General features: G+C 66.3%; 13 protein-coding genes. 4 read left to right on the plus strand and 9 right to left on the minus strand.

Features of this window, described 5'->3' with window-relative positions; translation table 11 throughout:
• Nucleotides 1-5 precede the first annotated feature (5 nt).
• Nucleotides 6-734 carry an RlmE family RNA methyltransferase gene (locus tag CSC94_RS11585; protein ID WP_099306510.1) on the plus strand — a complete coding sequence of 243 codons (729 nt, stop codon included), beginning with the start codon at nucleotides 6-8 and terminating at the stop codon, nucleotides 732-734.
• On the opposite strand, the gene CSC94_RS11590 is transcribed toward CSC94_RS11585, so the two are convergent.
• From CSC94_RS11590 to CSC94_RS11605, 4 genes are all read right to left on the minus strand, one after another.
• Entirely contained in the window at nucleotides 668-2,122 is a 1,455-nt protein-coding gene (locus CSC94_RS11590; RefSeq protein ID WP_099306511.1) for an MFS transporter, read from the minus strand. The genes CSC94_RS11585 and CSC94_RS11590 overlap by 67 nt on opposite strands.
• A gap of 44 nt (nucleotides 2,123-2,166) precedes the next feature.
• Nucleotides 2,167-2,706, minus strand: a complete 540-nt coding sequence (locus CSC94_RS11595) for a DUF2478 domain-containing protein (protein WP_099306512.1) — start codon at nucleotides 2,704-2,706, stop codon at nucleotides 2,167-2,169.
• An 8-nt stretch (nucleotides 2,707-2,714) separates the two neighbouring features.
• Nucleotides 2,715-3,917, minus strand: coding sequence for an acyl-CoA dehydrogenase (locus CSC94_RS11600; RefSeq protein ID WP_205853301.1), 1,203 nt, complete (start codon nucleotides 3,915-3,917; stop codon nucleotides 2,715-2,717).
• Nucleotides 3,918-4,051: 134 nt separating this feature from the next.
• A complete protein-coding gene (locus tag CSC94_RS11605; RefSeq protein ID WP_165784407.1) occupies nucleotides 4,052-5,347 on the minus strand; it encodes an AAA family ATPase in 1,296 nt (431 codons plus the stop codon).
• Between the two features lie 332 nt (nucleotides 5,348-5,679).
• Between CSC94_RS11605 and CSC94_RS11610 the strand changes: the two genes are divergently transcribed.
• A complete protein-coding gene (locus tag CSC94_RS11610; protein WP_099306514.1) occupies nucleotides 5,680-6,504 on the plus strand; it encodes an alpha/beta fold hydrolase in 825 nt (274 codons plus the stop codon).
• Between the two features lie 180 nt (nucleotides 6,505-6,684).
• On the opposite strand, the gene CSC94_RS11615 is transcribed toward CSC94_RS11610, so the two are convergent.
• The 5 genes from CSC94_RS11615 to pedF form a co-directional block, all read right to left on the minus strand.
• Complete coding sequence (locus CSC94_RS11615) at nucleotides 6,685-8,466, minus strand: PQQ-dependent methanol/ethanol family dehydrogenase (RefSeq protein ID WP_099306515.1); 1,782 nt, start codon at nucleotides 8,464-8,466, stop codon at nucleotides 6,685-6,687.
• Nucleotides 8,467-8,686: 220 nt separating this feature from the next.
• A complete protein-coding gene (locus CSC94_RS11620) occupies nucleotides 8,687-9,679 on the minus strand; it encodes a quinoprotein relay system zinc metallohydrolase 1 (RefSeq protein WP_099306516.1) in 993 nt (330 codons plus the stop codon).
• Nucleotides 9,676-10,485 carry a quinoprotein dehydrogenase-associated SoxYZ-like carrier gene (locus tag CSC94_RS11625; RefSeq protein WP_099306517.1) on the minus strand — a complete coding sequence of 270 codons (810 nt, stop codon included), beginning with the start codon at nucleotides 10,483-10,485 and terminating at the stop codon, nucleotides 9,676-9,678. Before CSC94_RS11625 ends, CSC94_RS11620 begins: the two co-directional genes overlap by 4 nt.
• A gap of 65 nt (nucleotides 10,486-10,550) precedes the next feature.
• Nucleotides 10,551-11,420: a substrate-binding periplasmic protein gene (locus tag CSC94_RS11630; protein WP_099306518.1), complete on the minus strand. Its 870-nt coding sequence runs from the start codon at nucleotides 11,418-11,420 to the stop codon at nucleotides 10,551-10,553.
• A 43-nt stretch (nucleotides 11,421-11,463) separates the two neighbouring features.
• A complete protein-coding gene (gene pedF, locus CSC94_RS11635) occupies nucleotides 11,464-11,907 on the minus strand; it encodes a cytochrome c-550 PedF (RefSeq protein ID WP_099306519.1) in 444 nt (147 codons plus the stop codon).
• Between the two features lie 219 nt (nucleotides 11,908-12,126).
• Here pedF and CSC94_RS11640 point away from each other — a divergent pair, with 219 nt between their 5' ends.
• Both CSC94_RS11640 and CSC94_RS11645 read left to right on the plus strand, forming a co-directional pair.
• Nucleotides 12,127-13,314 carry an ABC transporter substrate-binding protein gene (locus CSC94_RS11640; RefSeq protein WP_099306520.1) on the plus strand — a complete coding sequence of 396 codons (1,188 nt, stop codon included), beginning with the start codon at nucleotides 12,127-12,129 and terminating at the stop codon, nucleotides 13,312-13,314.
• Nucleotides 13,311-14,306 carry a YVTN family beta-propeller repeat protein gene (locus tag CSC94_RS11645; RefSeq protein WP_205853297.1) on the plus strand — a complete coding sequence of 332 codons (996 nt, stop codon included), beginning with the start codon at nucleotides 13,311-13,313 and terminating at the stop codon, nucleotides 14,304-14,306. The genes CSC94_RS11640 and CSC94_RS11645 overlap by 4 nt, the downstream gene beginning before the upstream one ends.
• Nucleotides 14,307-14,326: the final 20 nt, after the last annotated feature.

Consider the following 14,326-nt stretch of genomic DNA (forward strand, 5'->3'; position numbering starts at 1 on the left):
ACGTCATGGCCAAACCGACCAAGGGCACCGGCGGCCAGCCGCGCATGCTGAAGACGCGGGTGAAGAAAAAGCGCGGGCTGAAGAACTCCTCGCGGCGCTGGATCGAGCGCCAGTTGAACGATCCCTACGTGCATCGCGCCAAGCAGGACGGGTACCGCTCGCGCGCGGCCTACAAGCTGCTGGAGATCGACGAACGCTATCACCTGCTCAAGCCCGGGCAGAAGGTGATCGACCTCGGCGCTGCACCCGGCGGCTGGTGCCAGGTGGCAGGCGCGATCATCGGGTCGGACGAGGCGCAGCCCAGCGTCGTCGGCATCGACTACCTCGAAATGGACCCGGTGCCCGGCGCGACGATCTTGCAGAAGGATTTCCTCGATGACGACGCCCCTGCCCTGCTGATGGAAACGCTGGGCGGCGCGCCGGACCTCGTCATTTCCGACATGGCGGCGCCGACCACCGGCCATCGCAAGACCGATCACATCCGCACGCAGCACCTGTGCGAAGTGGCGGCCGATTTCGCCATCCGCGTGCTCAGGCCCGGCGGGCACTTCCTGGCCAAGACCTTCCAGGGCGGCACCGAGAACGACCTGCTCGACCTGCTGAAAAAGAACTTCCGCTCGGTGCACCACGTCAAGCCGGCCGCAAGCCGCGCGGAAAGCGTGGAACTCTACCTGCTGGCGCGCGACTTCAAGGGCCGGGCCGAGGACGCGGACGGCGACAGCGCCGCGGCCTGAAGCGCCGCCTGCCCTTTCCGGTGACCGCTCATCTCGGCCCCGGCCTCGCCCGGCAGGGCAAGGAAGGGGATGACGGCGCTCGCCGACACCAGGCCCACCAGGACGAAAGCGGTCGAAAAGGCGGTGGCGTCGAAGCCGTTGCCCGTGAACGTTCCCGTCGCTTCCAGGATGAGGCCCGCGAGCGCGACGCCGAGCGCGACGGCAACCTGCTGGTTGACCGAGGAAATGGCCGTGGCCTGGGCGGCCTGTTCCGGCCTGAGGCCGGAGAAGGTCAGTGCCGAGGCGGAGGTGAAGAATAGCGAGCGGGCCAGTCCACCCGACAGCAGCACGCCGACGAGGACCAGCCACGGCGTGGTGCCGGTGAAGAGCGCGCTGGCGGCGATGATCCCGGCAGCCGACAGGATGGCGAGCAGGATGGTGGTGCGGAAGCCGAGCGCGCGCAGGATGGGTGCGGCGACGAACTTCATGACCAGCGCGCCGCCGGCGCCGGCGAAGGTGACCATGCCCGACTGGAAGGCGGACATGCCGAATGAGAGCTGGAACAGCAGCGGCAGCAGGAAGGGCGTGGCGCCGGACCCGATGCGGAACAGGAGCAGGCCGGTGATCGTGGCGCGGAAGGCCGGTTCGCGAAACAGCTTCAGGTCGAGCAAAGGCGCCGTGGCGCGGCGGGCATGGCGGACATAGAGCACGCCGGACACGATGCCGGTGACCAGTGCGGCCACCCCGACCACCGGCGGCAGGGCGGGCAGCGAGATCACGGAAAGACCGAAGACCACGCCCGACGCGGCAAGGCCGGCCAGGATGAAGCCCTTCCAGTCGATCGTGCCGGCGTCCTTCGTTTCCGTGTCCGGCAGGAAGCGCGTGGCGAGCAGGATGCCGGCCAGGCCGATCGGCAGGTTGATGAGAAAGATCCAGTGCCAGGAAAACCAGGTGGTGATGAAGCCGCCCAGCGGCGGGCCGGCGAAGGGACCGAACAGGGCCGGGATGGTCAGCCACGCCATGGCGTTGACGAGATCGTTCTTCGGTGTCGCGCGCACCAGGATCAGGCGCGCCAGCGGCGTCATCATGGCGCCGCCCATGCCCTGCAGGAAGCGCGAGCCGACGAAGGCGCCGAGCGAACCGGCCACGGCACAGGCCAGCGACCCGGCCATGAAGACGGCGATGGCGACGCGAAAGACCCGCTTGGCACCGAACCGGTCGGCCATGAAGGCGCTGACCGGAATGAAGATGGCCAGGGACACCAGGTAGGCCGTCAGCGCCAGTTTCAGCGCGACGGGACTGGTGCCGAGATCGGCGGCGATCACCGGCAGGGCGGTGGCGATCACCGTCGAATCCATGTTCTCCATGAACAGCGCAACCGCCAGGATCATGGGCAGGATCCGGTTCAAGGGTGGCATTCCTTTCCGAAGGGGCCGAGGCGTGGAAGCGAAGGTCAGGCAGCCGACGATGGCACGCGTCCGACGATCCAGTGGTCCAGGCTCGCCGGGTCGGCCGGCAGTTCGTGGGCAGCGGACCCGGTCATGGCCCGCCAATCCTCAAGATAGGCCTCGCGCACCACGGTCAAGACCGGGACGTCGAGTTCGCAGGCTTTTTCGAAGACGGTCCGGAAGCCGCGGCCCTCAGCCTCGTCCTTGCCGAAGCGATTGACGATGACGAGATCGGGCCGCCGTTCGAGCGCCGCGAGCAGCGGGCCGACGACGCCGGCAAGGGCGCCGGAATCGAGCCGGCATCCCTGCGACGCACCGCCAAGGTCCTGCGAAATGCCGGTCGCCGCGCCGGAAGCGACGTTGACCAGGACCATGGCGTCGTTTTCGCCGCTGGCCTGGACATGGCCCACGACCGACAGGCCGCGGGCCGACAGCCGGCCGGCAAGGCCCGTCAGCAGGGCATCGGGATCGACGCCCTTCGGCGCCACAATGGCGGCAACGGGAAAGGCGGTCTCGTCGTCCGTCGCGGCCGGCGCCCGTGTCATGGCCGGCCTCAGAAGAAGGCCTGGATGCCGGTCTGGGCGCGGCCCAGGATCAGCGCGTGGACGTCGTGGGTGCCCTCGTAGGTGTTCACGGTTTCCAGGTTGGCGGCATGGCGCATCACCTTGTAGCCGACCTGGATGCCATTGCCGCCGTGCATGTCGCGGGCCTGGCGGGCGATATCGAGCGCCTTGCCGCAATTGTTCCGCTTGATGATTGAAATCATTTCCGGCGCGGCATTGGCCTCGTCCATGAGGCGCCCGACGCGCAGCGCCGCCTGCAGGCCAAGCGCGATCTCGGTCTGCATGTCGGCGAGCTTCTTCTGGAACAACTGCGTGCCGGCCAGCGGCTTGTTGAACTGCTTGCGGTCGAGGCCATACTGGCGGGCCTGCAGCCAGCAGTCCTCGGCGGCGCCCATCACGCCCCAGGCGATGCCGTAGCGGGCGCGATTGAGGCAGCCGAAGGGACCTTTCAGACCCTCGACGTGCGGCAGGAGCGCATCCTCGCCGACCTCGACGTTGTCGAGCACGATCTCGCCGGTGACCGAGGCGCGCAACGACAGCTTGCCCTCGATCTTGGGCGCGGACAGGCCCTTCATGCCCTTTTCCAGCACGAAGCCGCGGATCTTGTTGCCATGGGCTTCGGACTTGGCCCAGACGACGAAGACGTCGGCGATCGGGCTGTTGGAGATCCACATCTTGGAGCCGTTGAGAACGTAGCCGCCTTCGGTCTTGCGGGCGCGGGTCTTCATGCCGGCGGGATCGGACCCGGCATCCGGCTCGGTGAGGCCGAAACAGCCGACCCATTCGCCGCTGGCGAGTTTCGGCAGGTATTTCTTGCGCTGCTCTTCCGAGCCATAGGCATAGATCGGGTACATGACGAGCGAGGACTGCACGCTCATCATCGAGCGGAAACCGCTGTCGACGCGTTCGACCTCGCGGGCGACGAGGCCATAGGCGACATAGCCGGCACCGAGGCCGCCATAGGCCTCCGGCACGGTGACGCCCAGCAGGCCGGCTGCGCCCATCTCGGCGAAGATGGCCGGATCAGCCTTTTCATGCAGGTAGAAATCCTCGACGCGGCTGGCAAGACGGTCCTGGGCGAAGTCGAAGGCCGACTGACGGATCATCCGCTCGTCCTCTTCCAGCTGGCCATCCAGCAGCAGAGGATCCTCCCAGGAGAAGGCGCCCAGGTCCGGGCGGTCCTTGGGCTTCATCGCAGGGCGGTCGGTGGCGGTCTTCATCACGGCGTCAGTCATGGCGCTTCCACTGTTGTTGCTTTTTTCGAAGGGCAGAAAGGATCATGGCGGGCTTCAAAGCGCAAGTCCCCGGTTCATTCCGGCAGGCGGCATCACCCCTGCAGGCATACCAGCAATGTATCCTTCGTGCGGGTGCAGGCAAGGTGGGCCATCCGGCGCTGCAGCGCAGCGCGGGCGTCGCGCTTCCCGCCCTCGCCCGGCTCCAGCATCCGGCGGGCGAAACCGGTGACCGCGACCGCATCGAATTCCAGGCCCTTGACCTCGTTGGCGTGCATGATCGCGACGCGTCCCTCTTCAGGTTCGCCGAGCGCCTCGATGCCGGCCAGCGTCATGGCTTCGCGGGCGCAGTTGCGTCCCTCGGGCGTGAGCCAGATGATGGCGGCGGTGCGTCCGGCCAGCCCGTCGCGGGCGGCGGCGAAGGAGACCAGGCTGCCGGGGATGGCCTCTCCCGCGGCAAAGGACAGCGGGCCATCGCGGCCCGGAAGGCTGCCGCCATCGCGCCCGACCACGAGGGTATCGCAGAAGGCCTGGATGGTCGCGGGAAGCCTCAACGGGTCCGGCAGCCGCTCCAGCCGGCCGGCCAGGTCGATGCCGGCTTCCTCCGTGGCGATCCATGGGCGCATGGTGCGCATGCTTTCCTCGCCGGCCAGCATGAGGCCGTCGGTGCCGTCCGGGGATATGGCGGCGGCAAACCGGGCCTCGATGAAGGACAGGTCCTGCGATTCGTCGATCAGGACGTGATCGAAGGGCTTGTCGGCCTTGTCGGCGTAGTAGTCGGCCATGCGGGCAAAGAGGTCGCCCGGCGACATCTGCATGCGGCCGTCGAGAACGGAGCGTATGCGCTCGATGAAGGGCCAGAGCGCGGCGCGGTCGGAAATGTCGAGCGGCGCCACGCCATCGGGATGCGGCGCGCAGAGGTAGTCCGCCTCGCCGCGCACGCGCCAGGCCTCGATGACCTGGTCCCACTCGGCCATCATGCGATCGAGATCGAAGACGTGGCCGCCATCGAAGAGGGCCGACGCGGCGGTATCGCGCACAAGATCGGGCGGTGCCATGACCGGCACACGCCCGCCGACATAGCCGTGCAGTTCCTCCGCCAGTTCCTGCCAGGAGCCGATCGTCATGCGCGAGGCGAACCCGGGGCGGCCGCCGGCCAGGGCGGCGAAGGCGGTTTCCAGCCTGCGCGCGTGGACCGCCGACACGGTTGCCAGGGCCACGCGGGCCCGTGGATCGTTTTCCAGGAAATGCAGGGCCCGGTGCAACAGGACAAGGGACTTGCCGGACCCGGCCGGTCCGGTCAGCAGTGCCGCCCCGTCGAAGCGGGCAGCAACCATCGCCGCTTGCGCCGGGTTCAATTCGCCGTGCGCCACCCCGTTGTCCTCGGTCATTGATTTTGCATTCCCTAGCGTCGCCTCTAAATTAGGTCGACATGGGATTCTCGTAAACGCCCCCCATCCAGATTGCAACCGTGAATAGGCATCGGCGGCGCTTTCATCTTCCGGGCCAGGGGTGCCCGTCCGATTGGAACCAGGGCATTGTCCGGGCCTGGCAGGCCAGCGCCGCCTTCCGACTTGCAGAACGCGTTTCATGCATTAAAACACATGAAAGACCAGAACGCTCTCGCCGAGAGTGAGGAAAACCAGAACTGATGCAATGGTGAGGCCTCATCGCTGACACTCAAGTGAAATATCTTGCATCAACGTCAAGGGGAGGATCAAGGATGACGTGGCAGACAGACCACCCGGTGACGCTCGACGTCGCAGGCGCGCGACTGAACGGGCGCTGCTGGGGCCCCTCGCCGGAGGAGGCGCCGACCATCGTCATGCTGCACGAAGGACTGGGCTCGGTCGACCTGTGGCGCGATTTCCCGGAGAAGCTCCAGGCGGCCACCGGCTTCGGCGTGTTCGCCTATGACCGGCGCGGCTATGGCCGGTCCTCGTCCTATCCCGCACCGTGGTCTGTCGACTACATGCGCGACGAGGCCGTGGACGTGCTGCCACACGTGCTCGATGCCATCGGTTTCCGGCGCGGCGTGCTGCTTGGCCATTCCGACGGCGGCTCGATCGCCACGCTCTACCTCGGTAACGTGCAGGACCACCGGGTGCGCGGGCTGGTGCTGATCGCGCCGCATTTCTTCACCGAGGAATTCGGGCTGGCCGCGATCCGGAAGGCGCGCGAGGCCTATGACACCAGCAACCTGCGGGACAAGCTTTCGCGCTACCACGACCATGTCGACGATGCGTTCAACGGCTGGAACCAGGGCTGGCTGACGCCTGACTTCGCCGACTGGAACATCGAGTATGCCATCGACGAGGTGCGCGTGCCGGTGCTCGGCATCCAGGGCCGAGACGACCAGTATGGCACCATGGCCCAGATGGAAGCACTGGAAGAGCGGACCTACAGCCCTTGCGAGATCCTGGCCGTGCCGGGATGCGGGCACGCGCCCCATGCCGAGAAGCCCGAGGTCGTGCTGCCGGCCATCGCGGACTTCCTGACCCGGCTGGAACAGCTGGAGCGGGAACCATCCACGTTCCGGACCCTCTAGAGCATTGCCGCTCGCCGTCCCGTGCCTCGAGACTCGGTCTCGCCGCTTCTGAAGCAATTCACCAGGGCGAACCGGCTTTCTGCCTCGCCGGTCTTGCTCCAGGACCGGCACGGCCCGGAAAAGAGAAACCCGCCGGGAGAGGCCCCCGGCGGGTTCTTTCGTTTCAGCGGTCAGGCCGGATCAGTTGGCGGCCATCTGCTTGGGAAGCTTGAACGCCCAGACGGTGCCGCCCTGGTTGATGTCCTTGACGGCCTTGGCGACTTCGCCACCCCAGAGCGGAACGGCGCCGCCCCAGCCGGCCACGACGGCGACCCACTGCTCGCCATCCTGTTCCCAGGTGACCGGGGACCCGACGATGCCGGTGCCCGTATTGAACTTCCAGAGCACGTCACCCGTCTCGTCGTCGAAGGCCATCAGGTAGCCTTCCGGCGTGCCGGTGAACACGAGGCCGCCGGCCGTGGTCAGAACGCCACCCCAGAGCGGAGCCTTGTTCTTGTATTCCCACTTGATCTCGCCGGTGGCCGGGTCGATCGCCTTGAGCGAGCCGATATGGTCGTCGAAGATCGGCTTGATGGTAAAGCCGGCGCCGAGATAGGCCGCGCCCTTCTTGTAGGTGACCGGCTCGTTCCAGATGTCCATGCCCCACTCGTTGGACGGGACGTAGAACATCGACGTCTTCTGCGAATAGGCGATCGGCATCCAGTTCTTGCCGCCCAGGAAGGACGGAACGGCGAAGATCGACTTGCCCTTCTTGCCATCGGCGGCTTCCGCCGGGTCGCCCGGACGGTTGTCGTCGTTGTAGATCGGGCGGCCGTTCTCGTCGATGCCCTTGGCCCAGGTGATGTTCTTCACAAAGGGCGTGGCGGAGATGAACTTGCCGTTGGTGCGGTCGAGCACGTAGAAGAAGCCGTTGCGGTCAGCGGTGGCGCCGGCCTTCACGGTCTGGCCATCCTTCTGCATGTCGAAGGAGACGAACTCGTTGACGCCGTCGAAGTCCCAGCCGTCATGCGGGGTGGTCTGGAAGCCCCACTTGATCTCGCCGGATTCCGGATCGATGGCGATGCGCGAGGACGTCCACTTGTTGTCGCCCGGGCGCAGGTGCGAGTTCCACGGCGCCGGGTTGCCGGTGCCCATGTAGATCAGCTTGGTGTCCGGATCGTAGGTGCCGCCGAGCCAGGTGGCGCCGCCGCCGTTCTTCCACATGTCGCCCGGCCAGGACTCGTTCTTGGTGCCGGTCATGGTGGATTCCTTGCCGTTCAGCGTGCCCATGTGACCTTCGATCACGGGACGCGTCCAGACCAGTTCACCGGTGTCCGGGTTGCGGGCCTGAACCTCGCCGACGATGCCGAACTCGCCGCCGGAATTGCCGGTGACGATCAGCGGACCGTGGCTTTCGGACGGCACGATCAGCGGCGCGGCCGTGGCCGAGTAGCCGGCCTCGTAGTCGCCGATCTTCTTGCGCCAGATGGTCTTGCCGGTCTTGGCGTCGAGGGCGACGATCTTGGCGTCGAGCGTGACGAAGTAGACCTTGTCGCCGAGGATGGCGGCGCCGCGGTTGATGACGTCGCAGCACGGCAGGATGCCTTCCGGCAGGCGGGCGTCATACTGCCAGATCTCGTCGCCGGTCTTGGCGTCGACCGCCCACATGCGGCTGTAGGACCCGGTGACATACATCACGCCGTCCTTGATCAGCGGCTGGTTTTCCTGGCCGCGCTGCTTCTCGCCGCCGAACGAGAAGGCCCAGGCCGGGGTCAGGTTCTTGACGTTGTTCTTGTTGAGGGTCTCCAGCGGGCTGAAGCGCTGGCCGCGCGGACCGATGCCGTAGGACACGACGTCAGCCGGCGTGCTCTGGTCCTTCACGATATCGTCGATGGTGACGCCTTCCGCACGGACGCCGGAAAGCGCGGTGGCGGAGAGCAAGGCAGCGCCCGCAGTGGCGAGCAGCAAGGATCTGAGTTTCATAGACAACCTCCCGTTTGCCTGGCAGGACCGAGGCAGGAACCAAACGCCCTTCACTCCCTTGAAGAGCTGATGGAAGGGTAGTCGAGGCGGCCGCAAGAGGTTTATTGCCAAATAGTACACACCTGCGACACCGCGCCGCTGACGTCGGGTCAACGCCTCGATAACCACCTGTTTTTCAATGGAATAATTTGGGATACTGGGAAGCGGCGGCGGCCGTCTCCTACTTTCGGTCAACCTCGATTTCCGGCAGCAATTCGTCTTCCAGGCGGGTCCAGAAATGGACGACCGACCGCCTGTATTCGCCGGGCGCGACATTGAGCGCGGCAAAGCGTGCGGGCAAGGGAATCTCCATCGCCTCGTTCTCGGTCAGGCCGCGCGAAACGGCGTCGCGCAGGGTACCGTCCAGCCAGTCGAGCCAGTCCCTCGTCTGGATGAACGACCGGCCCGCGGGATCGGCCGGACCGTGGCCCGGAACCACCGTCGCGATATCGGCCGACTGCAGCGTGTTGATGGCTTCGCGCCAGCGCGCAAGGTCGGCGTGCGGCGTGGTCGGCGCGCGGTCGAGAAAGGCCACGTCGCCGGAAAAGAGCAGCCCGGTCTCGTCGTCGCGGACGGCGAAATCCGCGCTGGTGTGACCCGACAGGCGGAAAAAGGTGAAGTTGCGCCCGCCGACATCCTCGCCGTCGGTATCGATTGCGGTTCCGGGCGAAACCGGCGCGGTGCCGCGCATCCAGTCGCCGACGAGGCGGTACATGTTGTCGGCGAAGGCGTCGCCCTCGGCCTCGATGTTGTCGATGACCTTCTGCGGCGCAGCAATCGCAGCGCGCTCGAAGGCCTGGTTGCCAAGGAAATGATCGGGGTGATGATGGGTGTTGTAGACCCTGAGAATGCGCTTGCCGGGCAGCGTATGATCGATGAGCGCCTTCAACTGCTCGCCGTAGCGCTTCGACGGGCCGGTATCGACGACGACGACGCCGTCGGGCACGGCGATGAAGGCGGTGTTGACGATGTTGCCGCCGTTGGCGAAGGTGAAATACTCCCGCTCACCGAACACGCCGAATGTGCCCGGTGCGATCTCCTCGGCCTTCAGGCCGTAGTCGAGCGTGGCCGCATTGGCGCTGCCGCAGACGACGCAGGCACAGCCGGCCAGACCGATGCCGAGCGCCTGGCGGCGGTTGTAGTTCAGGCGGGGCTTGCCGGGAAACGAACTCAATTGGCCACCTTCGGATCAGGAACCGGCAGGGAATAGGCAAATTCGTTGGCCTCGGTGTCGCGGGCCTCGACATCGAGTTCCGCGGTGTCCGCGCCGATCCGCGGCTTGAGCGTGAAGGTCGGGTTTTCCGAGACCGGTTCGTAGATATCGATGGAGGCGAGCGGCCGGCCGGTGCCGTTGGAAACCTCGAGGTCCGACAGGTAGAAGGCCGGAATGCCGTCGGCGAGGCCGGTGTCCATCGGATGGCGCATGCGCACCGTCATGCGGGCGACGTCGCGGGTTTCGCGCCAGACCCGGGCGCGCGTCTGGCCGAGCGTCGCCATCCAGTTGGCCTGGCCATGCGCCATCGCGGGCGAGGAACATCCGCCGCCGGCCGCATCGACATGCGTCCCGCCGACATGCCAGATGCCATCGGCGGTGCGGGCCGCGGCACGCACGACGGTCGCCTGTTCGACCTTGATCTGGAAGGCGATGAAGGCTTCCGCGTCGACCGGGCGATAGGCGAGCACTTTCGGGATCGGATTGAGATCGGCCAGGACGACGATCTCGGTGACGCCGGGAAGCCGGGTCGCATCGACGGTGACCGGGACGAAGAACTGGTCTTCGGCGGACCGGGGAGCCATGACGCGCACGCGCTGGTCGAAGACGATGTCGCCGCCGGCAAGAAAGCGTTCCGCCATGTCGGCCCACATGACCGATTTCAGCGGATCGGCGGGCACATCGCGTGCAGCGGCAGGCAGGGCGGCGGCCAGGCTCACCACCAGGATGGCCGCGCCGCGGACGATCGTTTTCCAACCCGTGTTCATCGTCGCACCTCCCTTGTCTTGCCTGCGCCCGCGAGACTTCCCCGGTCCCGCGCGCCACCTCGCCCCTATTCCAGGTGCGGCGGATTGAAGGCCACACCGTAGGCTTCGGCAATCTCGTCCAGCCTGCCGGAATTTTTCAATTCCGTCATCACGTCGCCGGCGGCATAGCCAAGATCGCGGCTGTTTTCCTTGACTGCCATGCCGATGGGCCACTGCCGCCGGACAATGCCGGGCATGGGCGGCTGGGCGATCGCGGTCTCGATCCTGCCGCGCGCCAGGAAGGCCAGGTACTGGCACTGGGCCAGCGAGCCCATGTAGGCGGCCTCGTTGCCCGCCAGGAAGCTTTCGAAGGCGGCATCGAGCGTGCGGCCGCGGCGAATGGATTCCTGCAACTGGCCGCGGAAGGCATTGGACAGGAAGAAGTCGGAGGCGGAGTCCAGTTCCACGCCGATCGGGTTGGTGACGAAGCGGCCGAAGGTCGACACTTCCGGGATCCGGGCGGTGTCGAAGAGAACGGCGTGCTCCTCGCCGAAATAGGGATTGAACAGGATGGCCAGCGATTCCGCACGCACTTCCAGCGTGCGGTCATAGGGCACGTGAAGCATGATGTCGGCGGCCTTGCGGGCGACGATGTCGCCCTTCCAGACATTCACCCGCAGGTCGTCATCGACGTTCTCGTCGGCCTGGCGGACCAGGAGTTCCAGTTCGACGCCGAGGCCCCTGGCGATCTCGCGGGCGATATCGACATCGATACCGGTCATCTCGCCGTCCTTCATGAAGGACCAGGGCGGATTGTCGGCGTAGACGAAGATGACGATCCGCCCGGCCTTCACCACGTCATCGAGCGGGCGGGCCAGAACGGACGTCGCCGGCGCCATGGCGAGCATGGCGGCCAGCGGTGCGAACAACAGGCGGCGGCGATCGATCCCGGTCATGCCGCCGCTCCACGATCATGCGGAACGGACTGCATGGCGGACCTCACTCGTCCTGCGGGCGGGTCTCGACGTAGGACCGGATGGCCCACATCGCTTCCTGGCTCAGCACGTTCTCGAACGGCGGCATCTTGTAGGTGCCGTTCTGGCTGTAGCCATGGCGGATGCGCTGGAGAAACCACTCGTCGCCATCGATGCCCTCGTCGAGATAACGCAGGTCCGGGGCGATACCGCCGGAGATCACCTCCAGGCCGTGGCAGCGGGCGCAGTTCTGGTTGTAGCCCGACGAGCCGATCTCGATGGCCAGCTTGTACTGGTCGCCGCCCTTGACGCGATAGGGGTTTTCCTCGGCCCATTCGTCGCCGATCGGATCGAGGCCTGTGGTATCGACGGGCTGCGGCTGCACGTCGCCATGGCCGAAGACCTGGGTCACCGGCACGGCCGCCAGGAATGCGGCAAGGGTGTATCGGATGACGGTTTCGCTTTTCATGTCTTTTCCTCCCGTCCGGTCCTCCTCAAGACCGGCATGACCAAGTCCTGATTTGGTGTATCAACCGCCATCGGGGGGCAACATTGTCCTTTGGTGCAGAGTTGGCGGCGCCGGACCTGTACTTTTTGGCAATTGGCGTCTTGCGGTGCCGCCTTATCGTCACCTAGCCTGCTTCAAAAGACCAAGCGCACCGCGCAAAAACAGGCACGGGAGGAGACCATGGCACGGTTTGGCGCCACGCTTGCGCTCGGCGTATGGGGATGCCTGGCATCGACGGGTGCGGCGTTCTGCCAGCAGGACGTGCTCTCCGTGGAGATCGTCTACATCCAGCAGCAGCCCGACCGGCCGCCGGTGCTTTCCAACCTGGTGCAATGGCCCGGGGACGAGGGCCAGCAGGGCGCCCGGCTCGGCATTGCCGACAACAACACCACCGGCAAGTTCCTGAAACAGGAATACCGGCTTTCGGAGGTCGTCGTGGCGCCGGGCGAGGATGCCGTGGCGGCGGCGCGCAAGGCGCTGGACGGCGGGGCGAAGCTGGCCGTCGTCAACGTGCCCGGAGAGGCCCTGAAGGCGATAGCGGCGCTTCCCGAAGCCGCCGACGACCTGATCTTCAACGCCGGCAGCGCCGATGACGACCTGCGCTCGCAGGCCTGCGCGGGCAACGTTCTGCACACGCTGCCCTCGCGGGCCATGCTGTCCGACGCGCTGATGCAGTTCCTCGCCAAGCGGCAGTGGCGCTCGCTTTTCCTGATCGAGGGCAACCGGCCGGGCGACCACGCCTTCGCCACCGCGATCCGGCGGTCGGCGAAGAAGTTCGGCCTGTCGATCGACCACGAAAAGGAATGGCTGGCCGATGCCGACATGCGGCGCAACGCAGCGCAGGAGGTTCCGGTCTTCACGCAGGCGCGCTCCTACGACGTCGTCGTCGTCACCGACGAGGATCACGATTACGGGCAATACGTGCTCTACAACACCTGGCTGCCGCGGCCGGTGGCGGGTTCGGCCGGCATACGGCCGGCGGCCTGGGACCGGGTGGTCGAGCAATGGGGCGCGGCGCAATTGCAGTCGCGCTTCGAGGCACATGCCGGACGCGGGATGATGGACGTGGACTATGCCGCCTGGGCGGGGGTTCGCTCCATCGGCGAAGCCGTGACGCGGGTCAAGTCGACGGACGTCGCGGCCATTCGCGGCTTCGTCCTGTCCGACCAGTTCTCGCTCGGCGGTTTCAAGGGCGCCAAGATGACCTACCGGACCTGGAACGGCCAGTTGCGCCAGCCCGTGCCCCTGGTCCAGCCGCTGGCGGTCGTCGCGCTGACGCCGCTGGAGGGCTTCCTTCACCAGCGCACCGAACTGGACACGCTCGGCCTCGACCAGCCGGAAAGCCAATGCAACGCCTTCAAGGAATGAGACGCATGTTTCGCACGCTTGCCGCCACCGCAGCCCTCGTCTGCCTGACATCGACCACCGCGCTGGCCCACTGGGTCTATGTCAGCAACGAGAAGGACGACACGGTCTCGGTCATCGACACCGAGACCAACGAGGTGATCAAGACGCTGCAGGTGGGACAGCGGCCGCGCGGCATCACGCTGTCGCACGATTTCACCAGGCTCTACGTGTGCGCCTCGGATTCCGACGCGGTGCAGGTGTGGGACGTTGCCACCGACACGCTCATCCACAACCTGCCGTCAGGCGCGGACCCGGAGCAGTTTGCGCTGCACCCGGACAACAAGCACCTCTACATCGCCAACGAGGACGACGCGATCGCAACCGTCGTGGACGTGGACAGCCGCACCGTGGTCTCGCAGATCGACGTGGGGGTCGAGCCGGAAGGCATGGCGGTCAGCCACGACGGCAAATGGGCGATCGTGACCTCGGAAACCACCAACATGGCGCACTGGATCGACACCGGGACGCAGCAACTGGTCGACAACACGCTGGTGGACCAGCGCCCGCGCGATGCCGAGTTCACCGAGGATGACGGCGAGCTTTGGGTCTCGTCGGAGATCGGCGGCGTGGTCTCGGTCATCGACACGGCCACCAAGCAGGTGACCCACCGCATCGAGTTCGCCATTCCCGGCGTCTCGAAGGACCGTATCCAGCCGGTCGGGATCGAGCTGACCAGCGACGGCAAATACGCCTTCATCGCCCTCGGACCGGCCAATCACATCGCGGTGGTCGACCGGACCGACGACGACAAGGTGATCAAGTACATCCTCGTCGGCCGGCGGGTGTGGCATGCCGCGCTGACGCCGGAAGAGGACAAGCTCTACACGACCAACGGCGTGTCCGGCGACGTCACCGTGATCGACGTCGCCAGCCTGAAGGCGGAAAAGACCATCAAGGTCGGACGCTTTCCCTGGGGCGCGGCGATCCTGCCCAAGGACAAGATCCCGCAGTGACACCAATGTTTTCCAGGGAG

Origin of the sequence: Zhengella mangrovi (genome assembly GCF_002727065.1) — a bacterium.
Taxonomy (GTDB): Bacteria; Pseudomonadota; Alphaproteobacteria; order Rhizobiales; family Rhizobiaceae; genus Zhengella; species Zhengella mangrovi.

Excerpts from the sequence above, each read along its gene's own strand:
- CSC94_RS11640 (WP_099306520.1), top strand. The coding sequence starts at position 12,127 with ATGGCACGGTTTGGCGCCACGCTTGCGCTCGGCGTATGGGGATGCCTG.
- CSC94_RS11625 (WP_099306517.1), bottom strand. The coding sequence starts at position 10,485 with ATGAACACGGGTTGGAAAACGATCGTCCGCGGCGCGGCCATCCTGGTG.
- pedF (WP_099306519.1), bottom strand. The coding sequence starts at position 11,907 with ATGAAAAGCGAAACCGTCATCCGATACACCCTTGCCGCATTCCTGGCG.
- CSC94_RS11595 (WP_099306512.1), bottom strand. The coding sequence starts at position 2,706 with ATGACACGGGCGCCGGCCGCGACGGACGACGAGACCGCCTTTCCCGTT.
- CSC94_RS11645 (WP_205853297.1), top strand. The coding sequence starts at position 13,311 with ATGAGACGCATGTTTCGCACGCTTGCCGCCACCGCAGCCCTCGTCTGC.
- CSC94_RS11630 (WP_099306518.1), bottom strand. The coding sequence starts at position 11,420 with ATGACCGGGATCGATCGCCGCCGCCTGTTGTTCGCACCGCTGGCCGCC.
- CSC94_RS11615 (WP_099306515.1), bottom strand. The coding sequence starts at position 8,466 with ATGAAACTCAGATCCTTGCTGCTCGCCACTGCGGGCGCTGCCTTGCTC.
- CSC94_RS11585 (WP_099306510.1), top strand. The coding sequence starts at position 6 with ATGGCCAAACCGACCAAGGGCACCGGCGGCCAGCCGCGCATGCTGAAG.
- CSC94_RS11600 (WP_205853301.1), bottom strand. The coding sequence starts at position 3,917 with ATGAAGCCCAAGGACCGCCCGGACCTGGGCGCCTTCTCCTGGGAGGAT.
- CSC94_RS11610 (WP_099306514.1), top strand. The coding sequence starts at position 5,680 with ATGACGTGGCAGACAGACCACCCGGTGACGCTCGACGTCGCAGGCGCG.
- CSC94_RS11605 (WP_165784407.1), bottom strand. The coding sequence starts at position 5,347 with ATGACCGAGGACAACGGGGTGGCGCACGGCGAATTGAACCCGGCGCAA.